We start from the raw sequence: 23601 nt of genomic DNA on the forward strand, positions 1-23601 counted from the left end.
CGGATTCGACCGGATGCCGGCGACTTCCGCGATACGCTGGGGAAGCACCGACAAGCGCGCCAGCGCGATCGAGGCACACCTATGGCCGAGTACGATCCGCACACCACACAGCGCGATGTCGTTCCCGACATCGCCGGAGAACTCGTGAGTGCGGGATTCACCGATGCGGTGCTCATCGGTTCCGGAGGCTTCGGCGCGGTCTACCGCTGTAGCCAGCCCGACCTGGACCGCACGGTCGCGGTCAAGGTCCTCACCGATCATCTGGACGAAGAGAATCTCGAGAGATTCGTGCGCGAACAACGCGCCATGGGTCGGCTGTCGGGGCACCCGAACATCATCAACATCCTCGAAGTCGGCGCCACCCCGGGCGGATTCCCGTTCATCGTGATGCAGTTCCACCCGCACGACTCGCTCGACACCCGCATCCGCAAACACGGGCCGCTGGCCTGGCACGACGTCCTCCGCCTGGGTGTCAAGGTGTCCGGTGCGTTGGAGACGGCACACCGGTCCGGCACCCTGCACCGCGACGTCAAGCCCGGCAACATCCTGCTCACCGAATACGGCGAGCCACAACTCACCGACTTCGGGATCGCTCGGATCTCCGGCGGTTTCGAGACCGATGCCGACATGGTCACCGGGTCGCCGGCGTTCACCGCTCCCGAGTTGCTCTCGGGCACCGCGCCGTCGGTGGCGTCGGACGTCTACGGGCTGGGCGCAACGCTCTTCTGTGCGCTGACCGGTCACGCCGCGTTCGAACGTCGCAGCGGTGAACAGGTTGTCGCGCAGTTCCTCCGGATGGCTGCGCAGCCCGTTCCCGACCTTCGGGAGGCAGGCATACCGGCGTCGCTGTCGCGGGCCGTCGAGTGGGCGATGGCCCGGGAACCGGACGACCGTCCCGCGACGGTCGCCGATTTCGGTGAGGGCCTCCGCGATGTGCAGCGCGAACTCGGCCTGGCCGTCGACGAGATGGCCCTGCCACTCGCCACCACCGCCGATCCGATCGGCGGTGGTGGCGACCGTCGTATCCGTTCCGAGATCACCACCGCACCGCCGACACCGTCCACCAAGTTCCGTCCGCCGCTCCGTCCGCGGGCACAGGTGCCGCGAGATCGGTTGATGGAGAGGCTGCGAGCCGGTGAGCGCCGGCGTCTCGTGCTGATCCACGCACCGGCCGGCTACGGGAAGACCACCGTCGCCACCCAATGGGCCGAAGAACTGATCCGCGACGAGGTCACGGTGGCCTGGCTGACCGTCGACGACGACGACAACGATCTCGCCCGCTTCCTCGCGAACCTCGTGGAGGCGATCCGCCGTGCCTACCCCGTGGTGGTCGGTGATCTCGCCGACGTCGTCGAGGAGCACGGCGCGAAGGCCGAACAATACGTCCTGACCTCGCTGATCAACGAGATCCACGCCCGCCACGAACGCATCGCGATCATCGTCGACGACTGGCACCGGGTGACCGACCCGGCAGCGATCGGCGCCATGGACTTCCTGCTTGAACGCGGATGTCATCACCTGCAGGTGATCATCACCAGCCGGTCCCGCTCCGGACTGCCCATCAGCCGGATGAGCGTGCGTGACGAACTGGTCGAGATCGACATCGCCGGACTGTGTTTCGACGCCGACGAGGCCCGGTCGTTCCTGCTCGACGTGGCCGGACTCGACCTCGGGCGTGACGAGATCACCGAACTGTGGAACTCCACCGACGGGTGGGTCGCGGCACTGCAGTTGGTGTGCCTGTCGCTGCGCGGCGCGGAGTCGCCTGCCGAACTCATCAGCCACATCTCCGGACGCCACCACGCGATCGGCGATTTTCTCGCCGAGAACGTGCTGTCCACCCTCGAACCCGAGATCCTGCACTTCCTGCTGACCGTGTCGCCACCGGAACGGATTTGTGCGGGTCTGGCGACCGTGCTCAGTGGTGAAGTCCGCGGTCAGGCACTTCTCGAGGACATCGAGGCACGAGATCTGTTCCTACGCAGGGTCGATCACGACGGTGAATGGTTCCGATTCCACCCGCTGTTCCTCGAGTTCCTCCGACGCCGCCTCGAACGTGACCAACCCGATTCAGTGATCGACCTGCACCGCAGGGCTTCTCGATGGTTCGCCGGGCACGGCATGGTCGCCGAGGCGGTGGGGCACGCTCTCGCCGCCGGTGACACCGATCGGGCCGTCGAGCTCGTCGAGGAAGACGGCCGCAGCCTGATCGAGCACGCCCACATGGCCACCTTGCTCGGCTTGGTGGACAAGCTGCCGCCGGCCGCCGTGGTCACGAGTCCGCGCGTGCAGTTGCTGTTGGCCTGGGCCAACGTACTGCTGCATCGCACCGAGATCGCCGAGGCCGCCCTGCGGCGTGCCGAGGCCGCGATCGCCGCGAAGGCGCCACCCGACGCCGAGGATATCCAGGTGGAGGCGAACGTGGCCGCGGCGTGCATACACGCCACCGCGGATCGGCTCGAAGTACTCGACGAGCTGATTTCCGAGGCGATCTCCCGCCCGGCAACGCTGCCACCGTTCGTCGCGTCGGTGGCGGCGAACATCGAGACGATCCATGCGACGACACGGTTCGACTTCGACGCGGCACATCGATGGCAGGAATGGGCACGCCCGTACCACCAGCAGAACACCGGGCCGTACGCGGTCATGTACGGGTACGCCCTGGACGGCATCGCCTATTTCGAGCAGCTCGATCTCGACCGCGCCGAGGACTGCTTCCGCAATGCCGTGAAGGTGTCGATGGTCACCGGGTCGGCCGCCAAGTCGCAGGCCGCCCGGCTGGCATGTGCGGTCCTGGCCGATGTGCTCTACGAGCGGGGGCGAACCGACGAGTCGAAGAAACTGCTCGACGAGAGCTTCAAGCTCGGCGCCGAGGAGGGCGTCATCGACATGATCAAGGCGCGCTTCATCATCGGGGCGCGACTGGCCGTGAACGACGGCGATCGTGACGGTGCCGCAGCGCTTCTCGACGAGGCCGCCGACATCGCGTACCGTCTGGACGCGCCTCGGTTGCGGGCGTTCGTGGAAGCCGAACAGGTGCTGCAGCGGCTGCCCGCACGGCTACCTGTTGTCGCGCGGGTCGACTACGCCACCAGGACATTCCCCGCGTTCGGCGGCGACGCGATCGTGGCGCAACTCGATGCGGCGACGGCGATCCGGCTCCTGCTCATCGAGGCCGACGACCTGGCAGACACCGACAACGAACGGGCCGCCGCGAATCGTGCCATCGCGTGCCGGTGGATTCAGGAGTGGGTGGACCACCTGTCGGGCACCGGACGTGAGCGGGCGAAGCTGCGTGCTGAACGACTGCTGGCCGCATGCCTACGGGCCGTCGGCCGACGTCGCGACGCCAAGCAGGTTGCCGCTGATATTGTAATTCGTTGTGCAAAAACGGGAATGGCACGTTACCCGGCGGATGGTGGGCCTGGCTTCACTGATCTCGTGGACGAGATCCGATCGGACATTCGCTCCGGGCGCTGGGATATCGAGGGTCCTCGACCGCCGACGCACTTCCTCGACGCCGTCCTCGATGACGGTTCCTGACGATTCTTCCCGTTGACGGAAAGTGGGCGCACGCACGACGCTCGGTGCCTGCGTCGGATGTGGCTTCGAATCACTGGTGCTCGTCAGATGACACCGGGGCCGCCGGCGACTCGGCCTGCTCGTCGTGTACAGGTGCGGCGAGACTCGACAACAATCGAAGGGATTCTTCCGATTTCGAGCCGGGCTCCGGGGTGTAACCGATCATCACCAGGCCTGGTGCGCTGGCGAGTTCGAGTGCCTCGTACTGTAGCGTCAGTTCGCCGACGTCGGTATTGATGAAACGCTTGGTGCCGCGCCGATGTGCGGCGACGTGTTGCGCCGCCCACCGACACCGGAATTCATCGCTTCGCGTTGCCAGTTCACCGACCAATCCGGTCACCGCGGCCGAATGAGGTGACCGCGCGCCCTCGACACGCAGCAGTGCGACAGCGTCGTCGGCAGAGCGGCGCCAATCCGGAAAAACCTTGTCGGCCTGCGGATCAAGAAAGGTGAAGCGCGCGATGTTCGGGACCACTGAACCGCTCCGAGCGAACAGGGGCTCGTACACAGCGCGACCGAGCGCGTTGGTGCCGATGATGTCGAGGCGGCCGTTGATGACGATTGCCGGCGCGGTGACCATTGCATCCATCAACGCCTGCACTCCTCCGGGAACTTTCGCGCCGGACCGTGACGTGGACTTCTTTGCACTTCGCCTGGCGGTGGCCGCACGAACCAGATCGAACAGGTGGGCGACCTCCTCATCGTTGAGTCGCAGCGTGGACACGATCGCCCCGAGCACCTCGTCGGACACACCCTCGACGTGACCTCGTTCGATCTGCGTGTAGTACTCCGTACTCACCCCGGCGAGCAAGGCGACTTCCTCACGTCGAAGGCCCGGGACGCGGCGGCGCCCACCCGACGGCAGCCCGACCTGGTCGGGCGTGATCTCGGCACGACGGGCCATCAAGAAGTCTCTGATGTCCTTGGTGATCTCCATGACGCCAGCGTAAGTACCGGAGGCGTGCGTGGGGAGGGTCTGCTGGTAACCCCATCCGGGTCAGAGCACTCCGCTGCACGCGCTCCTCACGGTCGGGCGGACGGTGCCGGGGTGAGCGGAAGCAACAACTCGGCGACCACGTCGTCGCTGAGATCGAGCTCGAGGACATGCTTGATCAGGGATTCTTCGACGTCGGACGTCAGGGGGAGGACCGAGAAGGGCACACACATGCGGAACTTGTCGACGAAGTCCTGTTCGGTGAACGGGTTGTCCGGGTGCCCTTTGACATAGACGTGTTCGGTGCTGATCCGCCGACCGTCCTGCAACGTGGTGTGGATGCGAGAACCCCAATCCGGCACCGCCGGAACCTCTTCGGCGGTGATGCGGCTCATCAGGTCACGGACCACGGATCGTGACCGAACCTCGTCGTCGTAGGAGTCGACGAACACCTTCCGATCGACCGCCGCGGTCGCCACCGCGTACGGAAGGCTGAACTGGCATTCCGGAATCGTCTGCGGGTCCCACTTCTTCGCGACGGGTTCGCACACAGCCCGCCACCCCGACGTCGACACCTCGATGTGAATGTCGGCGATGTCGCCAACCGTGAAGTCGTGGTCGCGCATCTGCCCGATGATCCCGTCGATCGACGAGTGGGAGAAATAGCAGGCGCTGTAGCCCTTCGCGGTGATTCGGGTCATCTCCCAGCGCACACCGAGGTCGCCGGTCAGCGCGCCGGGATCGGTGTCCCAGTGCGCTGTCCGCAGGAAGCCGTTGATTCCCAACAGGACCGACTCGCGCGGCCCGGTGATCCCTTTCTGCGCCAACAGACACGCGGTGACCGCTGCCTGGCACACCAGGCCGTGATGAACGCGAACCATCAGCGTCGCCGGCGCATAGATGCCCATGGTGTGGGGTTGGGTCATCGTCCGAGCGATGCCCTGCGCGTTCTCGAGCTGATCCTGAGTCAGCCCGATGAGCCGACCGACGGCGGCGACCGCACCGAATACATAGTGGCCACCGCAGTCATTCGCCTTCACTGCCGAGCTGATGACCTTGTATGCCGACCCGATACGGATCAGCACTTCCTGTCCCACCACGAGTGCGGCCAGGAACTCCCGGCCGGTCACCCGGCCTCGCAAGCCGGTGGCGGCCAGGAGCGCGGCGACGATGTATTCGCTGATGTGGCCGGCCTCCTCATGGAGGTCGCCGCAGTCCATCGCCCGCGGCATCGGGCCGATCGCGAGTGCTGCTTCGGCGGCGGGGACCCGTCCGCCGTAGAACGGCAGTACAGACTGCTCGGCTCCGCCCTTCTCCTTGACGAGTTCGACGATTTCGGGGATCCCGTCCATCCCGGAGCCGCCGATCATCACCGCCATGGCATCGAGCAGACTGTGCTTCGCGTGGGTGATGACCCCATCCGGCAGGTCGTCGAATGAGGTCTCCAATGCCATCCGGCACAGTGCGACCATCGGGTCTTGGGTGTTCTGATCTGTGAATGGAGTCATGGGATCGATGCGCCTTCGAGGTGTCGTCGGGTACGGATCGCCATGCCTGTCTCACGGGTGCTCCGCGCTGCGGCGACAGCGGCGTCGACATGATCGATACGGGCCTTGGCGGCTGTGGCCGTGATCTCTTCGGTCGCGGGGTTCACTACATCGAAGTGGTCTTCGGTGTCGACCCATTCGCCGGCGATGAACATGCGATAGTGCGGAGTGCCGTTGCGGTTCACGGCGGGTGACAAGTGGGTCAACGAGATGTCCTTTGCGAGATCGCGGTGAAACGTCGCCCTGGGTGGCGGCCATCGTCATCGATGACGACTGCGCGTCTCAGGCTGTGACATCCCGAGAGCCGTGGATAGTGGGTTTCTCGTTCAGCGAGAAGCGATCTGTGGTTCAGCTCTCACTCGGAACACGGCGCGAGCGGTCAGCGGACCTCGGTCGCGCGGCGGAGTTGCTGCTTGAGTAGCGCGATCTCCGGACTGTTCGTCGGTGACGCGGATGCGCCGCCGACAACGGCCCGCGCTATGCCGCGCGCGGTGGTGTGCATCGCCGGAAGCAGATCGGACGGAACGCCCACATCGAAGGGTTTCGTGACCGAGAGTGCGGCGAGCGCATCACCGTCGGCACCGAGTACAGGGACCGCGATCCCCGTGGCATCGGGGTATATCCACCGCGGGATGGTGGCGTGGCCGACGCGTCGAGCGTCCTCGACAAAACGGCGGAGTTCGGTGCGGTCGACGACTGTGTGCGCGGTGAAACGGGTGATTCTCGCGGTCTCGAGAATGTCGTCGCGGACATCAGGCGGAGCAAAAGCCACCAGGATGATCCCGGGTGATGACACGAGGGCGGGAAGTCGGACACCCGGCTGGGTTACATTGGTGGCCTGGGGATTATGCGGTGAGAGTGTCTCGACGTTCACGACATCGTTACGGTCGAGGACCGATAGGAGGGTGGGTGCCTTCACGACGGCCAGCAGATCCTCCATGAAAGGCAGAGCGATCTCACGCAGCGTGAGCACCGGGGTCGATCGTGCGGCGATCTCCCACAGGCGCATGCCGATTCGGAGCGTCAGGGCGTCGTTGCGTTCGAGCAACCCGGTACGTACCAGGTCGTTGACGATACGATGCGCCGACGGCATCGGAATCCCGGTGCGGCGGCTCACCGCGGACGCCGTCAGGGGAGCGCCGGCGGTTTTGAACGCCTCGAGCACGTCGACGACACGGTCGATCATCGTTTCGCTGCGTGTCGGCATCACTGATCACCCATCTTCGAGTTCGGCCCTTTTCACACGATAGTGCATTATGTATTATTTGTGCCATGACTGCTTCGAGCGAGGCGACGGATGTGGAATTGGCAGCTCGCGGACCCGCGAACATGCTGGCCAGGCTGCTCGACGACCGCTGGAGTTGTCGTGCGTTCGATGGTCGACAGGTCCCACGCGAGGCGATCGAACGTCTGGTGGCGACCGCCCAACGCTCAGCGTCGTGGTGCAACACGCAACCGTGGCAGGTGATCGTGACCTCCGGTGCGGCCACCGAGCGCTTCCGGGAGGCGCTCGCCGCGCACGTCGCGGCGCATCCCGACGCGACGACGTTCGACTTCGATCCGCCCGCCGAGTATCGCGGTGTGTACCGGGAGCGGCGGCGCGAGAGTGGGTGGCAACTCTACGAGGCGGTCGGTGTCGAACGCGGCGATCGGGAGGCGTCGGCACGGCAGGCGCTTCAGAACTTTCGCTTCTTCGGTGCCCCTCACGTCGCGATCATCACGACCGATGCGCTCCAGGGGACATACGGCGCAGTCGACGCGGGGCTCTACGTCGGGACCTTTCTGCTCGTGGCGCACAGCCTGGGAATCGCCACCATCCCGCAGGCGGCGCTCGCCGGACGGTCCGACTTCATCCGCGAGCACTTCGGCATTCCCGATGACCGGAAGATCCTCGTCGGCATCTCGTTCGGCTACGCCGACCTCGATCACCCAGCCAACAGTTACCGGACCAGCCGTGCGTCGGTGTCGGAGACCGTGACGTGGTTCGACGAGTGAGGTACGAGGTATCGGGGTACTGACAGCCTCTCCCTGTGCCGCCGACCGAAGATTAGCGTGGTCGACGTCGGGATCCGATGAGGTGAGGAGCACTCCATGGTGTGGAGTCCGGAACAGCTCGACCAGCTCAGTGGTGCGGAGGAACTGCACATCAGTAGCCATCGGCGCGACGGTTCGCTACGGCGGTGGACGCCGATCTGGGTGGTGCGCGTCGACGATGACCTCTACGTACGATCTGCGTACGGCGACCAGGGTGCGTGGTACCGGTACGCGATGGCCGGCACCGCGCGCGTTCGATCCGGCGATCTCGAGATGGATGCGACACTCGAACGGGTCGCGGATGACTCGACCAACGCCCGAGTGGCAGAAGCCTACCGGGCGAAGTATCACGACCAGCCGGGCGCGCTCGGGCCGATGTTGGCTGACACCGCGGCCCACACCACTGCCCGGTTGACGCCAACCAAATAGTCGCTGAAAGCGTTGTCCGGCAACTTATCCGAGAGTCGTGACGGCCCGCGCATGCTTCCCTGCGTGCGCGGGCTGTCGCGTATTCGCGAGCTCTTGCTGAGTTCTTCGAAGCGTTGACAGCGCATAATATATTAAGTAATGTGAGCTAGGTCATCCTGGCGACTGGTGGTGGTGTGGAACGCGCACCCGGGGGTCGTCGCCTCGATCCACAGGGAACAAGGAGTCACAAATGAGTGGAGCGCATCTAGAAGCTCAGTCGCGGATCGTCGTGTCCGGCCTCGATGCCGACGGCAAGTCGACCATCCTTGCCGACGGCGACAGTGCAGTACGCACTGCGCAACCCGGCTTCACCGTCAACGAACTCTGGCAGGTGGACAGCCTCCCCGCCAAGGTGAACTCCGAGTCCACGGTAGGCGCGGATCCGGTGCTCGATCCGCCCGCCGGCGGTCTCGTCGTGCGGATCGCGGTCTTTCCGCCCGACGCCGAGTTCGACGCCGACGCATACGCCGCGTCGCTGGACGCCTTCCACGGCTCGGACTCGCACGGCGGGGCCGGAGACGAAGCGGCCGCGGTGTGGCACGAGACCGACACCGTCGACGTTGTCACGATCATCGACGGTGAACTCTATGCCGTCACCGAGACAGCCGAGACCCTGCTGAAGCCGGGGGACACCTTCGTCACCCGTGGCGTCAAGCACATCTGGAGCAACCGCACCGACAAGCCGGTCACCTTGGTCGCGACCATGATGAGCGGCACGCGGTAAGGCTCCGGGAAGAATCGGATCGCAGAACAGGAGCGAAAGATGCGTGGAGTGGTGTTCAAGGGCGACCGCGAACTCGAGGTGGCCGATTTCCCCGATCCGACGCCCGGGCCGGATGACGTCGTCATCGAGATCAAGGCATCCGGACTGTGTGGCAGTGATCTCAAGTTCTACCGGGATCCCCCCGGTGCCGCACTGAAAGCATTGGGATTCAAGGACTTTGCATCCCGCGGTATGGACGAGGCCCCGGCGATCATCGCCGGACACGAGCCCTGCGGCGTCGTCGCGGAACTCGGCGCGAACGTCGACCCAGAGAGTTTCTCGGTGGGCGACCGGGTGATGGTCTTCCACTACGACGGGTGCGGGTACTGCGACTCCTGTCGGACCGGGTGGACCCAGATGTGCGCACAGGGCGCAACCATCTACGGGGCGACCGCGCACGGCGGACACGCAACCTACATGGTGGTGCCGGCGGCCACCCTCGTCCACATGCCCGAGTCGATCAGCTTCTCCGCCGGTGCAGCCATCGCGTGCGGGACCGGGACCGCCTTCGGAGCCCTCAAACGGGCTGACGTCACCGCCCGGGACACGGTCGCCGTGTTCGGCCTCGGCCCGATCGGCCAGTCGGCGGTGCAGTTCGCCGCCGCCATGGGGGCGCAGGTGATCGCGGTGGACATCGCCGAGGACCGCGTCGCGCGCGGTCCGGAGTTCGGCGCGCACCATGTGATCAACTCGGGCACAGACGATCCGGTGGAAGCCATCCGGGAGATCACCGGAGGCCGTGGCGCCACCGTGGCGATCGAGAGCTCCGGTGCGCCGGCGGCGCGCGTGGCGGCGACTCGGGCTCTGGGGGTCTGGGGGCGGGTCGCGCTGGTCGGCCTCGGCGGCGACCTCACCCTGGACGTCTCGCCGGACATCGTCATCAAGCAGATCTCGATACTCGGGTCGTACACGTTCTCGAATGTCGGCATGGGTGAGTGCGCACGATTCGTCGCCGACCACCACGTCGATGTCGATGCGCTGTTCACCGATCGCTGGAACATCGAGGACGCGGAGCAGGCCTACAAGGAGTTCGACAAGCAGACCCGCGGCAAAGCAGTCATCGAGTTCTGACGATCCGCCCGGTGGTCGGCGAAGCCGGAATACTCTGCAAATCAGGAGCGTGTGCCATGGTGTGGCAAGGAAACTACGACAAGCTGTTCATCGGCGGTAAGTGGGTCGACCCCGACTCACACGCCACCTTCGAGGTGATCTCACCCTCCACAGAGGAGGAGATCGCCCGGGTGCCCAAGGGCACGACCGCCGATGTCGATCGCGCCGTCGCGGCAGCACGCGACGCGTTCGATCGGGGTCCGTGGCCCCGCACCACGCTCGAGGAGCGGATCGCGTTGCTGCGCACGCTCAGCGAGAAACTGACGGCACATCAGGAGTCGATCGCCTCGCTGGTGACAGCAGAGATGGGCTGCCCGATCACGCTGTCCACCAAGATGCAGGCGATCGGCCCGCGAATGCTGCTGGACAGCTTCCTCGACATCGCACCGCAGTACCAGTGGAGCAGCATCCGGCAGTCGGTCACCGGCAACGGTCTGGTGACCCGCGAACCGGTCGGTGTGGTGGCCGCCATCGTCCCGTGGAACGCGCCGTTGTTGATCACCATGATCAAGCTCGCGCCCGCCCTGCTCGCCGGATGCACGATGGTCCTCAAGCCGACTCCGGAGACTCCGCTCGACAACTACCTGCTGGCCGAACTCCTTCAGGAGAGCGGACTTCCCGACGGCGTCGTGAACGTGGTGCCGGCCGACCGCGACGTCAGCGAGTACCTGGTGCGGCATCCGGGAGTGGACAAGGTGTCGTTCACCGGGTCCACGGCCGCAGGGCGACGAATCGGTGCCCTCTGCGGAGACGATCTGCGACGCGTCACCCTCGAACTCGGCGGCAAGTCCGCGGCCGTACTCCTCGACGACGCCGACATGGATGTCGCGATCCCGTCGATTCGTGCCCTCTCCCTTCGGAACACCGGGCAGGTGTGCAGTAACAAGACCCGTATCGTCGTGGCACAGTCGCGACGTGACGAACTGCTCGAACGCCTCGTCGACATGGTCGAGTCGATGCCGGTCGGCGACCCGTTCGATGCGACGACCGAGATCGGACCGGTGGCCAACTCTCGGCAACGAGAGCGCGTCGAGGGCTACGTACGAGATGCCAAGGACGCCGGATTGAGGCTGCTGATCGGCGGGGGACGTCCGGCGGGCCTGGATCGCGGATACTACGTGGAGCCAACGATCTTCGCCGACGTTGACCCCGACGCCAGGATTGCGCAGGAAGAGGTGTTCGGCCCGGTACTCACCGTGCACACCTTCCGCGACGAAGCCGAGGCCGTCGACATCGCCAACAACTCCCAGTACGGGCTCAACGGATCGGTGTTCGCCGCAGATCCCGAGCACGCACTCTCGGTGGCTCGCCACATCCGCACCGGTACCGTCGAATTGAACGGAAGCGGAGTCGGATTCGGTTCGCCGATCGGTGGTTTCAAGAACAGCGGCATCGGCCGCGAAGCCGGACTCGAGGGCTTCGACGCCTACGTCGAGATCAAGTCCTACGGACTGCCCGCCGAGCTGCTGACGAAGCTCGAGAACTGATGGAGTCACACGTGAGCAATTTTCCCACCGTCGAACAGGCTGTCGCGCAACTGGTTCTCGACATCGACTACGACACGTTGCCGGCGGACGGCCTGGCCGGAGCGAACCGACTCCTCCAGGACCAGTTGTCTCTACAGGTCGGCTGCGCCAGCCTGCCCTGGTGCCGATCGGTGCTCGACCTGACCCGCAGGGTGCACGTGCCCGGGACCGCGCGGATCGTGCTGACCGGCGAACAGACGAGCGCCGGTGACGCGGCCTTCGTCAACGCCACCTACGGGCACAGCTTCGAATACGACGACGCCCACAGCGCCAGCCTGAGCCATCCGGGTAGCGCCGTCATCGCCGCAGCCCTGGCCGTCGGCGAGGAGATGGGCGCGACGATGCGTCAGGTCATCGAAGGCGCGGTGGCCGGCTACGAGGTCTACACCCGGATCGGCACGCTGGCCGCACCGGATCTGTTGCAACGGGGATTCCACCCGCACGCGGTGCTGACACCGTTCGGCGCGGCCGCGGTGGTCGCCAAGATGCGCGGCTTCGACCTCGAGACAACGATGCATGCACTGTCGATCGCCTTCAGCCACAGCGCCGGAACCACCGAGTACACGTCCTCGGGCGGCTCGGTGAAACGTGTGCACTCCGGTATCGGGACACGCAACGGTATCCGCGCGGCGGAGATGGCCGAGGCCGGGATCACCGGACCGTTGTCCTTCCTCACCGGCGGAAAGGGCTTCTTCAGTACCTTCGTCGTCAACGAGGTCACCGACGACGACGCGCGACTATTCGCGCCCGAGCGGCCGTATGAGATCGCGGGGCCGCTGATCAAGCCGTATTGCTGTTGCGGTTACAACCACGCGTTCATCGACGGCGCACGGCAGTTCGCGGACCGCGTCGCCGACATCGAGCGAGTTGAACTCGGAATCCAGTCCGCCGGTGACGTGGTGGTGGGCAACCGCAACGTCAACGCGTGGGCCCCCCGGCAGATCGAGCATCTGCAGTACAGCCTGCCGTTTCAGTTCTCACTCGCGGTACTGGGCAGGGGCAATGGATACGAGACGCACAAGACGTATCTCGAGGGCGATCTGGACGTCAGCACGACCGGCGAGCTGGGCGCATTCGCCCAGCGTGTGAGCATTGCGGTGAAGCCCGAGCTCGGCACCGCATACCCGACGAAGATGGTCGCCGACATCACGGTCGTCTTCACCGACGGCAGTGCGGAGCATCTGTTCGTCGAGGACTCGATCGGATCGGCCGACAAACCGATGACACAGGCCGACCTGGACGCCAAGTTCCGCGACCTGACCGTGACGAATCTCGGGGCAGAGCGCAGCGACGAGCTCCTGCGGGTCATCAACAAGGCGGACCCGGCGATGCCGGTGGCCGAACTGGTGTCGCTGCTCGTCCGGTGACGATCAGAGATCATCTGATCAGCACAAACCCTTGCTCTGAGATTATGGATAATATATTGTTGTGGCACACGCCATAGCCGACCAGGAGTGGACAATGCAGCACAAACCCCTTGATGGGCTTCGCATCCTCGAGATCGGGGGCTATATCGCCCTCCCCTTCGGGACCTCGCTGTTGTGCTCCCTGGGTGCCGAGGTGGTCAAGGTCGAACGCCCCGAGGTCGGCGAGGACTTCCGCCGCCTGCAGAACGAACAGAGCCCGTACTTCCGGCAGTACAACGCCGGCAAGCGCAGCCTCGCCGTCGACCTCAAGACGCCCGAAGGTGTCGCCCTTGTCAAGGCATTGATCCCCCGTTTCGACGTCGTGCTGGAGAACCTGCGGCCCGGCAAGGCCGACGCTCTCGGCCTCGGACTGGAAGACTGCCGAGCGCTGCGACCAGACGTTGTCTACGGGTCGGTGACCGGATTCGGGGAGGGTGGCCCGCTGGCCAACCGCCCCGCCTACGACACCATCGGCCACGCATTCGGCGGCCTGTACTCGATCTTCGGCGACGCCGGGCACCCGCAGCTCGCCGGCGGCCTGTCCGCCGACCTGGTCACCGGACTTTCCACCGCCACAGGAGTGTTGGCGGCTCTCGTCGGGCGCCTGAAGACCGGCGAAAGCCAACACGTGCAGACATCGATCATGGAGGCCGTCAGCACGCTGACCACCGACTCGATCACTCAGGCCTTCGAACTCGGCAAGGACCCCGACCGACAGAGTCGTCACCCGCAGGCGCAGAACTTCTGCGTGGAGACCTCGACCGGAGAGTTCATGGCCGTACACCTGTCGTCGTCGCAGAAGTTCTGGCACGCGCTGTGCGCCGCGATGGAGCGGCCCGATCTCGCCGAGGACCCGCGCTTCGCCGTCTACCGTCCACGCGAGGCCCACTACTTCGAACTGGTCAAGGTCGTCGAGGCCGAGTTCGCCACCCGCTCGTACGCCGAGTGGGAGAAGCGTCTCACCGAGCAGGATGTGCCGTTTGCGCCGGTGCTCTCGGTGACCGGTTACCTCGAGAGCGATCAGGTGAAGTGGTTGCAGCTCGCCGACATTCAGCACGATGGGCTCGCGCTGATGCGGCCCCCATGGCGATTCGGCGGCGAACGTCCCGAGCGCAGCCCGGTTGCTCCGCGTGTCGGTGCCGATAGTCGCGACGTCGCCCGAGAGGTCTACTCCGACGAGACCATCGACGAACTGGCCGCGTCCGGAGTCCTCGACCTGGACGGTACCGACACCTGAAGTGCGACAACCAGATCAGACAGCCCTTTCCACCGTGAATAAGGAGGACTCGTGAACCCCTACCGTTCCATGCTTTTCGTTCCCGGCCACAAACCGAGTTGGGCAGACAAGGGAATCGCTTCGGGCGCCGATGCGGTCATCCTGGACCTGGAGGATTCGGTCCCGGTGTCCGATAAGGACGAGGCGCGCTCGACCGTCGTCGCCACCATCGATCGGCTCGCCGCCGATGCCGGTCACGCAGACGTCTGGGTGCGGCCGAACAGCAAGGGCAGCGGCATTCAGAGCCTGGACCTCGAGGGCGTGGTACGGCCGGGGTTGGCCGGCCTGTTTCTGCCGAAGGTGCTCGACGCCGAGGAGATCGTGCGGATCGACGCGGTCGTCTCGCACCTGGAAGAGGTCCGGGGCATCGACCACAACACGATCGGCCTCATCGTCAGCTACGAGACCGCCTTCTCGATGGCCCACTGCGAAGAGGTCGCTGCCGCCAGCCCCCGAGTGGCGAGCCTGCTCGGAGCCACCGGGCCCAGCGCCGACGTCGGCCGCGAGCTCGGCTTCGAGTTCACCCCTGGCGGACTCGAAACGCTATATCTGCGGAGCCGAATTGTCCTGGCCGCCCGCGCAGCCGGCTTGCACCATCCGGTGGCCGGTGTCTGGCAGGACATCAAAGATCTCGACGGCATGCGGCAGTTCTGCCTCGACAATCGGCAACTCGGCTACCGCGGGATGGTGTGCATCCACCCCTCGCATGTCGCGATCTCCAACGAGGTCTTCACCCCCGAACCCGAACTGGTCGACCGATACCGGCGGATGATCGAGGCCTTCCGCGAGGCCGAGGCCGCCGGCAGCGCGGCAGTGGATTTCGAGGGGCAGCACATCGACATCGCGCACGTGAAGACCGCCGAAGGTGTTATCGCGCTGGCAGATGCGGTATCAGCAACCGCCTGAGGCAAGCCCGCCGCTGGTCGGGTAGCCGCAACCTCGCCGCTGGTCGGGTAGCCGCAACTCCGCCGCCGGTCGAGCAGCCCAACCCCGGCGCTGGTCGAGTAGCCGCGAACGAAGTGAGCGGCGTATCGAGACCCAGTACCACAGACAACGCACAATATTTAAAACGGAAGGAAATGGGACCATGCCAGGCCTGTATTTCGAAGAATTCGAACCCGGTCAGATCATCGATCACGAGGTGCGCCGTACCGTCACCGAGACCGACAACGTGCTCTTCTCGACGATGACCCTCAACATGGCTCCGCTGCATCTGGACGCCGAGTACAGCAAGGACTCGATCCATGGACAGCGACTGATGAACAGCCTGTTCGTGCACGGTTTGGTGTGCGGCATCTCCATGCACGAGACCACATATGGCACCACACTGGGCAACTTGGGGTTCCAAGAAACCAAGTTCCCCAAGCCGGTCTTTCACGGGGACACCATCCGGGTCCGCACCGAAATCGTGGCGGTCCGCGAGTCCAAGAGCCGCGACGACTCCGGCATCGTCACCTTCCGTCATCAGGGGATCAACCAACGCGACGAGATCGTGTGTGACACCACTCGGGTCGGACTGATGATCAAGAAGTCGTCGCTCGCCGAGTCTCAGCCTGCCTGACCAGACACATCGAGCATCGAGTGGAGTGAACCGACATGACCGACCGAACACAGGTCGTCGCCGACGCCGCCTGGCAACCCGGCGAGGCGGTGAAGGAGCGAAGTCGTCTCCTTGCGGCCCTACGCGCGTGGGGATTCAGTGACGACCGTGCAGGATTCCAGGCGCTCAATCGCAAGGCGATCGCCGACCCGGAATGGTTCTGGCGTGCAGTCACTGCCGATCTCGGCGTCGAGTTCAGCACTGCGTTCGAGACCGCACGTGACGAGTCGGACGGAAAGCCGTTCCCCCGGTGGTTCACCGGCGGACGGATCAACGTCGCCGACCTCTGCGCCCGCCGCCATGCGCAGGGAGACCTGTCCGACAAGACCGCGGTCATCTACGAGGGAGACGGCGGTCAGCGACGGACGTTGACCTTCGCCGAACTCGACAATGAAGTCGAGCGGTTCGCCGCCAACCTGACCGGTCTCGGCGTGCGCCGCGGGGACCGCGTCGCCCTGTTCATGCCGGTGGTGCCCGAGGCAGCGGTGGCATTCCTGGCCATCGCGAAGCTGGGTGCCGTTGCCGTGCCGACCTTCAGCGGCTACGCCGCCGACGCGTTGGCCACCCGGCTGCAGGACTCCGAGGCGGTCGCGTTGATCACCGCCGATGGCACCACACGTCGAGGCAAAACCATCGACATGAAGTCCACGGCCGATGCGGCTGTCGACGCATCACCGTCGGTGAGATCGGTCGTGGTGATCCGGCATCTCGGCACCGATGTGGGCATGCAGGACGGGCGCGACGTCTACTACGACGAACTCCCGTCCGACCCGGCCCCTGTGCCCACCGCTTCCATGGATGCCAACGACCCGCTCTGCATCGTGTACACATCCGGCACCACCGGCCGGCCGAAGGGGATCGTGCACTCCCACGGTGGATTCGCCGTCAAGACCGCGGTCGATTTCGCCTACGGCTTCGACGTACACGCCGATGATGTGGTCTGCTGGATCACCGACCTCGGCTGGTTGGTCGGCCCGATGCTGATGACGGGGCCATTGCAACTCGGGGCGACGATCGTGATGATCGAAGGCCTGCCCATCCATCCGACCCCGAGTCGTATGTGGGACATCGTCAACCGCAACGGAGTGACGGTCCAGGGCATCGCTCCCACGGCGGCCCGCGCCCTGCGTGCCGCCGGTGTCGATGCGATCGTCGACGTTCCGACGCTGCGCTCGTTCGTGTCGACCGGCGAGGCCTGGGACGATCCCACCTGGTGGTGGTTGTTCGACGAGTTCGGTGGCCGACGACGCCCGATCATCAACTACAGCGGCGGAACCGAGGTCGGCGGCGGCATTCTGGTCGGCTATCCGTGCTTTCCCGCCGCCGCCGCGGCGTTCAGCGGGCCGCTGCCCGGCGTCGACGTGACCGTCCTGGACGACAACGGTGACGACGTGGCGGGCGAGATCGGTGAACTGGCCGTACGCAACACCTTCCCTGGAATGACGCATTCGTTCTGGAACGACCGGGACCGCTATGTCGCCACCTACTGGCAGCGCTTCGACGATGTGTGGGTTCATGGCGACCTCGTCAGCGTCGATGCCGAGGGGATGTGGCGGATTCATGGGCGTTCCGACGACACCCTGAAGCTGTCGGGGCGGCGGGTCGGTCCGGCCGAGATCGAGGCCGCGGTCCTGCGGGACCCCCGCGTCGCGGAGGTTGCCGTGATCGGCGTACCCGATGAGATGCGTGGCCAGCGTGCCGTTGCGTTCGTGGTGCTCCGCGATGCCGCAGAAAGCCATGACGACCTCCAGGAAACGGCGCTCGCCAACGCCGGCAAGTCATTCGCGCCGACGGTGATCGCCGTGGCGACCCTGCCGAAGACCAAGAACGGCAAGTTGATGCGCCGCATGATCCGTTCCCGTTATCTCGGCGAGCCGGCCGGGGATCTGTCCTCGCTCGACCCGGCGACCCCGCTCGACGACATCCCGACCCGAACCAACTGAGGAGATCGACATGACAACCACCGACCAGTCCACCGAGGCACCCGATCTGGACCTGATCCGCAACACAACGCGGGAACTCGCACGGAAGTTCGACCACGATTACTGGCTCGACTGCGACAACAACCACAAGTATCCGTGGGAGTTTGTCAAGGCCTTTGCCGAGGGGGGCTGGTTGGGCGCGATGATCCCCGAGGAGTACGGCGGCATCGGCCTGGGACTGCGGGAAGCCGCGGTCATGATGGGCGAGATCGCGGGATCCGGTGGTGGGATGAGCGGTGGATCGGCCGTCCACTTCTACGTCTTCCCGCCGGCGCCGATCGTCCGGTACGGCTCGGAGGACATGAAACGCAAGTATCTACCGCAACTGGCATCCGGCGATATGCTCACCGCGTTCGGGATCACCGAACCCACTGCAGGCGTGGACACCTCACGCATCAAGACCAAGGCCACCAAGGTCGACGGCGGCTGGGTCATCAACGGCCAGAAGGTGTTCATCACCAACGCGCAGAACGCACAACGGATTCTGCTCCTGGCGCGCACCTCGCCCCGTGACGACGCGAAGCCACTCGCGGGCATGACGATCTTCTTCGCCGAGATGAACCGCGAGAATGTCACCGTCCGCGAGATCGACAAGCTCGGTCGTGCCGCCATCGACACCAACGAACTGTTCATCGACAACCTGTTCGTGCCGGACGAGGACGTCGTCGGTGAGGTCGGCAAGGGCTTCTACTACATCATCGATGGTCTGAACCCGGAGCGCATCGTCGTGGCCATGGAGGGTGTCGGGCTCGGCCGCGCGGCGCTGGAGATCGGCGCCGAGTACGCCAAGAACCGCGTGGTGTTCGACCGACCCATCGGCCAGAACCAAGCCGTGGCACACCCGCTGGCCGACTCCTGGATTCGCCTCGAAGCCGCGGAACGGATGGCGATGCACGCCGCCGAGCTCTTCGACAACCATCAGGACTGCGGCCACGAATCAGCCGCCGCCAAATACCTCGGTGCCGAAGCCGGATTCGAGGCCTGTGACCGGGTCTTCTCCACCCTCGGCGGGTACGCCTACGCCAAGGAGTACCACATCGAGCGTCTCTGGCGGGAGGTGCGCTTGCTGCGTAACGCACCGTTCTCGCAGGAGATGGTGCGCAACTACATCGCTCAGCAAGTCCTCGGTTTGCCCCGGTCGTACTGAGACGCAACCCAGACCGCCCGGCATCCTGCTGGATCACAGGGGATGCCGGGCACACCACAAGGAGTCAACAACCATGAGTGGACCACTGCACGGTGTTCGTGTCCTCGTCCTCGCCGGGATGGGGCCGGTCCCCTTTGTGTCGATGCTGTTGGCCGACATGGGCGCCCATGTCGTCCGGGTGACGCGGCCGGCTCACCGCAGTGCACGCACTTTGAGTCAGACGGATACCCTTCGCGATGATGCCGACCCGGTCAACCGTCACGTCGACTCCGTCGCGATCGATCTCAAGAGTTCCGATGGCATCGATGAGGTGCTCGAACTCGTGTCGTCGGCCGATGTGTTCGTCGAGGGCTACCGGCCCGGTGTGGTCGAGCGTCTGGGCTTGGGCCCAAATGTTCTGCTGGAACACAATCCACGTCTGGTGTTCACGCGAATGACCGGCTATGGACAGTCCGGATCGCACGCCCACGAGGCCGGCCACGACATCAACTACGTGGCGCAAACCGGTGCGCTGTACGCGATGGCGCGGCGCGGTGAGGCGCCTCGGCCGCCGATCAACCTGTTGGGTGACTACGCCGGTGGTGGCACCGTTGCCGCGTACGGCATCGTGTGTGCGCTGCTCGAAGCCCGTACCTCCGGTCACGGGCAGGTGATCGATGCGGCGATGATCGACGGCGTGGCGTTGCTGACCGCCAAGCTGCAAGGGCTGCGCGCTGCCGGACTGTACGCGGACGATCCGGGCACGAACTTCCTCGATTCGGGTGCACCGTTCTACGACACGTACCGATGCGCCGATGGCGGCCACCTCGCCGTGGGGGCACTCGAGCCGGACTTCTACGCCGAGTTCGTTTCCCGGCTCGGTGTCGACACCGAGACATGGCCGGATCAGAACGATCGGGACCGGTGGCCACTGCTCCGAGAACTCATCGCCGACGCGGTCAAACAACGTGGCCGCGACGAATGGGCCGCGATCTACGCTGGTACCGACGCATGCGTGACGCCGGTACTCACCTTCGACGAGGCGGCCGTTGTCCCGCACAACGCGGACCGCTCGATGTATCAGGAGGTGGATGGAGTGCTGCACTCGGCGCCGGCGCCGCGGTTGAGCCGCACTCCGGCCCGCACACCTGCTCGACCGCCCCGTGACCTGTTGTCGGTGCGTGATGTCGTTGCGCAATGGGCCTCGCAGTGAGCCGTGTCGGGATGGAGCGCAATCGACCCAGAAAGGTAACGGTTACACGTGAAGAACTATGACGAGTTCGAGACGCTAACGATCGATCGTCCGTCGCCTGCGGTTCTGCGAATCATGTTGGAAGCGCCCAACCTCAACGCCGTGGGATCGCAGATGCATGCCGACCTCGCCGAGGTGTGGACAGCGATCTCGAAGGATGATGACACCCGGGTGGTGCTGATCCGGGGTGCGGGGGAGCGGGCCTTCTCCGCGGGCGGTTCGTTCGACCTGGTCGAGGAGATGGTCGGCGACTTCTCTTCGCGTACTCGCGTGATGCGGGAAGCGCGCGAACTGGTGCGCAACATCATTGAGACCCCGCAGCCGATAATCTCGGCGATCAACGGGCCGGCGGCCGGCGCAGGGCTCGTGGCGGCATTGTTGGCCGACATCTCCGTCGCCGGACGCAGGGCCAAGATCGTCGACGGACACGTTCGCCTCGGCGTGGCCGCGGGCGACCACGCGGCCGTGTGCTGGCCGTTGCTGACGAGTATGGCCAAGGCCAAATATCATCTGCTCACCAACGAGATCCTCACCGGCGAGGAGGCCGAGCGTATCGGCATGGTGTCGGTGTGTGTGGATGACGATCAGGTGCAGGAGAAGGCGATGGAGATCGCCGACAGACTCGCGGGAGGGGCACGCAGTGCCCTGCAACTGACCAAACACGCACTAAACAACTGGTATCGGCAGGCGATGCCGATCTTTGACGCGTCGTGGGGGATGGAGTTCTATGGCTTCGGGGGACCCGAGGTCGTGGAAGGCGTTGCGTCACACCGGGAGAAGCGGGAGCCGAACTTCCCATGACTGTCAGGCCACTCGAAGGAATCACTGTGATCGGTCTGGAACAGGCGATCTCGGCGCCGCTGTGTACACGGCACCTCGCCGATCTCGGTGCCCGTGTCATCAAGGTGGAGAACCCTGGTCTGGGTGACTCGACCCGTCACTACGACAGCGTGGTGGACGGCATGTCCGCGCATTTCGTGTGGCTCAATCACGGCAAGGAATCGGTGGCGCTGGATCTCAAGGCTCCCGACGACCTCGCGGTGCTGACGGCGCTGCTGTCGACGGCAGATGTGCTTGTGTCCAACCTCGCACCGGGAGCCTTGGATCGACTTGGACTCGCCGTCGACGAACTGGCCCAGCGGTTTCCGCGTATGGTCATCGTCGACATCTCCGGCTACGGCAAGGGCGGCCCACTCGACCACAAGCGTGCCTACGACCTGCTCATCCAGGCCGAGTCGGGGTCGTGCAGCATCACCGGTACACACGGACACCCGGCCAAACCGGGAATCCCGATCGCCGACATCGGGACGGCGCTTTACGCCTACTCGTCGATTGTCGCTGCACTCTATGCGCGCGAGAAGACAGGTCGCGGTGCGGTGATCCCCATCGCGATGCTCGACACCGTCGCGGAGATGATGGGTTTCGCACTCAATGGCTACATTCACGGCGGAACGGAGCCGGAACCGGTGGGCATGGGCTCCCCGATGATCGCGCCGTACGGGGCATATCCGACCGCCGACGGGCAGACGGCTGTGCTCGGAACCACCAACGATCGTGAGTTCGCGCGGCTGGCCCAGATGATCGGGCGCCCCGAACTCGCCGGCGACGATCGCTACGCGCACAACGAGGACCGCGTGCGTGCCCGCGATGAACTCGACGAGGTGCTCTCGGCCTGGTGTGTGGAGCACACACTGGCGGAGATCCAGTCGGTTGCCGACGACGCCGGTATCGGGAACGCGCGCCTGAACACGGTTGCCGATCTCGCCGGGCATCAACAACTCGCCGACCGCGGTCGCTGGCACGACATCGGCACTCCATCGGGCCCGGTCCCGGCGTTGAGGCCGCCGGCATTGGCCACCCACTGGGAGGGGCCGACGGGCCGCGTCCCGGCTCTGGGCGAACATACCGATGCCGTGCGCGCCGAGGTTGCCGCACACCTCTGATCCTCGGCATCGCCCGCGTCGAACTCCCCCGGTCACCTGCTGCGGATCGGTGGCCGGGGGAGTGCAGGGTGCGGTGTTCACCGCGCGGGAATCACAGCCGGTCGGTGAAGAACGGTCCGAGCTGAGACACCGCTTCCTTGACCTCGGCGTCACCGTCGTAGAGCGACATGTGGTTGGCGCCCTCGACGACGTGGAACGTCTTGTCGGTGCTGGCTGCGCGCGCGAAGGCATCGTCGCTCATCCACTTGCTACCCGCCGCGCTGCCCGCGATGCACAGCAGGGGCTGGGTGAGAAACGCCTCGGCCTTGTGGAAGGCGTCGTAGGTGACGATCTGGCTGAGGCTGCGCGCAGTCATCCACCCCGGTGCGTTGGGGTGTTCACAACGGGGCGTGTGGTAGTACTCCCACGCCTCTTCGAGTTCGGGGTTCGGCGCATCCTCCTTGGTCATCGGTGCCAGCGGGAACTGATTGCCGTCGTCGGGACCGGACGCGTCGCTGGTGCGGGCCTGCGCGGCCTGGTCGAGAACCGGTGCGGCGTCGGCGTCGGCGATCGATCCATCCCATCCGTTTCGGAACATCTGTCCGATGTTGACCATGCTGACGGTGCCCACCGCCTTGATCCGCGGGTCGTTGATCGCCGCGTTCACGGTGTACCCGGCGCCGGCACAGATGCCCATGGCGCCGATTCGATCGTTGTCCACATAGGGGAGTGTGGTGAGGTGGTCGATGACGGCACTGACATCTTCGGTGCGGATGAACGGATTCTCCAGCTGCCTGGGCGTCCCGGTGCTCGCGCCCTGAAACGATGCGTCGTAGGCGATGGTGACGAAACCGTCCTGCGCCAGATTGCGGGCGTACAGCCCGGCCGTCTGCTCCTTGACCCCACCACCGGGGTGTGAGACCACGATCGCCGGATAGGTCCTGGTGTCGTCGAACTCCGGTGGGTGGTTGATCACCGCGGCCAGCGTTGTGCCGTAACCGTTGCGGGTCGTGATCTCGATTTCCGTGCTCATGATGATCCTTTCGATACTTCCACTGATGTGTTCGGATGTG

The 23601-nt window shown here is 65.3% G+C and carries 20 protein-coding genes; 15 read left to right on the forward strand and 5 right to left on the reverse strand.

Annotation, left to right across the window (positions count from 1 at the left end; genetic code table 11):
- Positions 1 to 81: 81 nt before the first annotated feature.
- Entirely contained in the window at positions 82 to 3543 is a 3462-nt protein-coding gene (locus V1Y59_RS11225) for a protein kinase domain-containing protein (RefSeq protein ID WP_330505045.1), read from the forward strand.
- Between the two features lie 70 nt (positions 3544 to 3613).
- Here V1Y59_RS11225 and V1Y59_RS11230 read toward each other — a convergent pair whose 3' ends face one another.
- The 4 genes from V1Y59_RS11230 to V1Y59_RS11245 all read right to left on the reverse strand — a co-directional run bounded on the left by V1Y59_RS11230 (position 3614) and on the right by V1Y59_RS11245 (position 7270).
- Positions 3614 to 4519, reverse strand: coding sequence for a helix-turn-helix domain-containing protein (locus tag V1Y59_RS11230; RefSeq protein WP_330505046.1), 906 nt, complete (start codon positions 4517 to 4519; stop codon positions 3614 to 3616).
- An 86-nt stretch (positions 4520 to 4605) separates the two neighbouring features.
- Positions 4606 to 6024, reverse strand: coding sequence for an MmgE/PrpD family protein (locus V1Y59_RS11235; protein ID WP_330505047.1), 1419 nt, complete (start codon positions 6022 to 6024; stop codon positions 4606 to 4608).
- Complete coding sequence (locus V1Y59_RS11240; RefSeq protein WP_330505048.1) at positions 6021 to 6269, reverse strand: hypothetical protein; 249 nt, start codon at positions 6267 to 6269, stop codon at positions 6021 to 6023. Before V1Y59_RS11240 ends, V1Y59_RS11235 begins: the two co-directional genes overlap by 4 nt.
- Before the next feature lie 173 nt (positions 6270 to 6442).
- A complete protein-coding gene (locus V1Y59_RS11245; protein ID WP_330505049.1) occupies positions 6443 to 7270 on the reverse strand; it encodes an IclR family transcriptional regulator in 828 nt (275 codons plus the stop codon).
- A 65-nt stretch (positions 7271 to 7335) separates the two neighbouring features.
- On the opposite strand from V1Y59_RS11245, the gene V1Y59_RS11250 reads away from it, so the two are divergent.
- The 14 genes from V1Y59_RS11250 (at position 7336) to V1Y59_RS11315 (ending at position 22549) form a co-directional block, all read left to right on the forward strand.
- Entirely contained in the window at positions 7336 to 8058 is a 723-nt protein-coding gene (locus tag V1Y59_RS11250) for a nitroreductase (RefSeq protein ID WP_330505050.1), read from the forward strand.
- A gap of 96 nt (positions 8059 to 8154) precedes the next feature.
- Complete coding sequence (locus tag V1Y59_RS11255) at positions 8155 to 8526, forward strand: DUF2255 family protein (RefSeq protein WP_330505051.1); 372 nt, start codon at positions 8155 to 8157, stop codon at positions 8524 to 8526.
- A 229-nt stretch (positions 8527 to 8755) separates the two neighbouring features.
- Positions 8756 to 9289 carry a cupin domain-containing protein gene (locus V1Y59_RS11260; protein WP_330505052.1) on the forward strand — a complete coding sequence of 178 codons (534 nt, stop codon included), beginning with the start codon at positions 8756 to 8758 and terminating at the stop codon, positions 9287 to 9289.
- Between the two features lie 39 nt (positions 9290 to 9328).
- Positions 9329 to 10399, forward strand: coding sequence for a zinc-dependent alcohol dehydrogenase family protein (locus V1Y59_RS11265; RefSeq protein WP_330505053.1), 1071 nt, complete (start codon positions 9329 to 9331; stop codon positions 10397 to 10399).
- A 56-nt stretch (positions 10400 to 10455) separates the two neighbouring features.
- Positions 10456 to 11925, forward strand: coding sequence for an aldehyde dehydrogenase (locus V1Y59_RS11270; RefSeq protein ID WP_330505054.1), 1470 nt, complete (start codon positions 10456 to 10458; stop codon positions 11923 to 11925).
- An 11-nt stretch (positions 11926 to 11936) separates the two neighbouring features.
- Positions 11937 to 13331, forward strand: coding sequence for an MmgE/PrpD family protein (locus V1Y59_RS11275; RefSeq protein WP_330505055.1), 1395 nt, complete (start codon positions 11937 to 11939; stop codon positions 13329 to 13331).
- 61 nt (positions 13332 to 13392) lie between these two features.
- Complete coding sequence (locus tag V1Y59_RS11280) at positions 13393 to 14607, forward strand: CaiB/BaiF CoA transferase family protein (protein ID WP_330505056.1); 1215 nt, start codon at positions 13393 to 13395, stop codon at positions 14605 to 14607.
- A 51-nt stretch (positions 14608 to 14658) separates the two neighbouring features.
- Positions 14659 to 15552 carry an HpcH/HpaI aldolase/citrate lyase family protein gene (locus V1Y59_RS11285; protein ID WP_330505057.1) on the forward strand — a complete coding sequence of 298 codons (894 nt, stop codon included), beginning with the start codon at positions 14659 to 14661 and terminating at the stop codon, positions 15550 to 15552.
- A gap of 181 nt (positions 15553 to 15733) precedes the next feature.
- Entirely contained in the window at positions 15734 to 16207 is a 474-nt protein-coding gene (locus tag V1Y59_RS11290; RefSeq protein ID WP_330505058.1) for a MaoC family dehydratase, read from the forward strand.
- 35 nt (positions 16208 to 16242) lie between these two features.
- The gene (locus V1Y59_RS11295; protein ID WP_330505059.1) at positions 16243 to 18189 is read left to right on the forward strand and encodes an AMP-binding protein; all 1947 of its coding nucleotides are present in this window, start codon (positions 16243 to 16245) and stop codon (positions 18187 to 18189) included.
- 10 nt (positions 18190 to 18199) lie between these two features.
- Positions 18200 to 19375, forward strand: coding sequence for an acyl-CoA dehydrogenase family protein (locus V1Y59_RS11300; RefSeq protein WP_330505060.1), 1176 nt, complete (start codon positions 18200 to 18202; stop codon positions 19373 to 19375).
- A 73-nt stretch (positions 19376 to 19448) separates the two neighbouring features.
- The gene (locus tag V1Y59_RS11305) at positions 19449 to 20567 is read left to right on the forward strand and encodes a CaiB/BaiF CoA transferase family protein (RefSeq protein ID WP_330505061.1); all 1119 of its coding nucleotides are present in this window, start codon (positions 19449 to 19451) and stop codon (positions 20565 to 20567) included.
- A 48-nt stretch (positions 20568 to 20615) separates the two neighbouring features.
- Entirely contained in the window at positions 20616 to 21407 is a 792-nt protein-coding gene (locus V1Y59_RS11310) for an enoyl-CoA hydratase/isomerase family protein (protein WP_330505062.1), read from the forward strand.
- The gene (locus V1Y59_RS11315; protein ID WP_330505063.1) at positions 21404 to 22549 is read left to right on the forward strand and encodes a CaiB/BaiF CoA transferase family protein; all 1146 of its coding nucleotides are present in this window, start codon (positions 21404 to 21406) and stop codon (positions 22547 to 22549) included. The genes V1Y59_RS11310 and V1Y59_RS11315 overlap by 4 nt, the downstream gene beginning before the upstream one ends.
- A gap of 91 nt (positions 22550 to 22640) precedes the next feature.
- Here the strand turns inward: V1Y59_RS11315 and V1Y59_RS11320 are convergent, their stop codons facing one another.
- Positions 22641 to 23561 carry an alpha/beta hydrolase gene (locus tag V1Y59_RS11320; RefSeq protein WP_330505064.1) on the reverse strand — a complete coding sequence of 307 codons (921 nt, stop codon included), beginning with the start codon at positions 23559 to 23561 and terminating at the stop codon, positions 22641 to 22643.
- Positions 23562 to 23601 lie beyond the last annotated feature (40 nt).

The organism is Gordonia prachuapensis (assembly GCF_036350515.1).
Lineage (GTDB): Bacteria > Actinomycetota > Actinomycetes > Mycobacteriales > Mycobacteriaceae > Gordonia > Gordonia prachuapensis.

Excerpts from the sequence above, each read along its gene's own strand:
- V1Y59_RS11225 (WP_330505045.1), top strand. The coding sequence starts at position 82 with ATGGCCGAGTACGATCCGCACACCACACAGCGCGATGTCGTTCCCGAC.
- V1Y59_RS11230 (WP_330505046.1), bottom strand. The coding sequence starts at position 4,519 with ATGGAGATCACCAAGGACATCAGAGACTTCTTGATGGCCCGTCGTGCC.
- V1Y59_RS11235 (WP_330505047.1), bottom strand. The coding sequence starts at position 6,024 with ATGACTCCATTCACAGATCAGAACACCCAAGACCCGATGGTCGCACTG.
- V1Y59_RS11245 (WP_330505049.1), bottom strand. The coding sequence starts at position 7,270 with ATGCCGACACGCAGCGAAACGATGATCGACCGTGTCGTCGACGTGCTC.
- V1Y59_RS11250 (WP_330505050.1), top strand. The coding sequence starts at position 7,336 with ATGACTGCTTCGAGCGAGGCGACGGATGTGGAATTGGCAGCTCGCGGA.
- V1Y59_RS11255 (WP_330505051.1), top strand. The coding sequence starts at position 8,155 with ATGGTGTGGAGTCCGGAACAGCTCGACCAGCTCAGTGGTGCGGAGGAA.
- V1Y59_RS11260 (WP_330505052.1), top strand. The coding sequence starts at position 8,756 with ATGAGTGGAGCGCATCTAGAAGCTCAGTCGCGGATCGTCGTGTCCGGC.
- V1Y59_RS11265 (WP_330505053.1), top strand. The coding sequence starts at position 9,329 with ATGCGTGGAGTGGTGTTCAAGGGCGACCGCGAACTCGAGGTGGCCGAT.
- V1Y59_RS11270 (WP_330505054.1), top strand. The coding sequence starts at position 10,456 with ATGGTGTGGCAAGGAAACTACGACAAGCTGTTCATCGGCGGTAAGTGG.
- V1Y59_RS11290 (WP_330505058.1), top strand. The coding sequence starts at position 15,734 with ATGCCAGGCCTGTATTTCGAAGAATTCGAACCCGGTCAGATCATCGAT.
- V1Y59_RS11295 (WP_330505059.1), top strand. The coding sequence starts at position 16,243 with ATGACCGACCGAACACAGGTCGTCGCCGACGCCGCCTGGCAACCCGGC.
- V1Y59_RS11300 (WP_330505060.1), top strand. The coding sequence starts at position 18,200 with ATGACAACCACCGACCAGTCCACCGAGGCACCCGATCTGGACCTGATC.
- V1Y59_RS11305 (WP_330505061.1), top strand. The coding sequence starts at position 19,449 with ATGAGTGGACCACTGCACGGTGTTCGTGTCCTCGTCCTCGCCGGGATG.
- V1Y59_RS11315 (WP_330505063.1), top strand. The coding sequence starts at position 21,404 with ATGACTGTCAGGCCACTCGAAGGAATCACTGTGATCGGTCTGGAACAG.
- V1Y59_RS11320 (WP_330505064.1), bottom strand. The coding sequence starts at position 23,561 with ATGAGCACGGAAATCGAGATCACGACCCGCAACGGTTACGGCACAACG.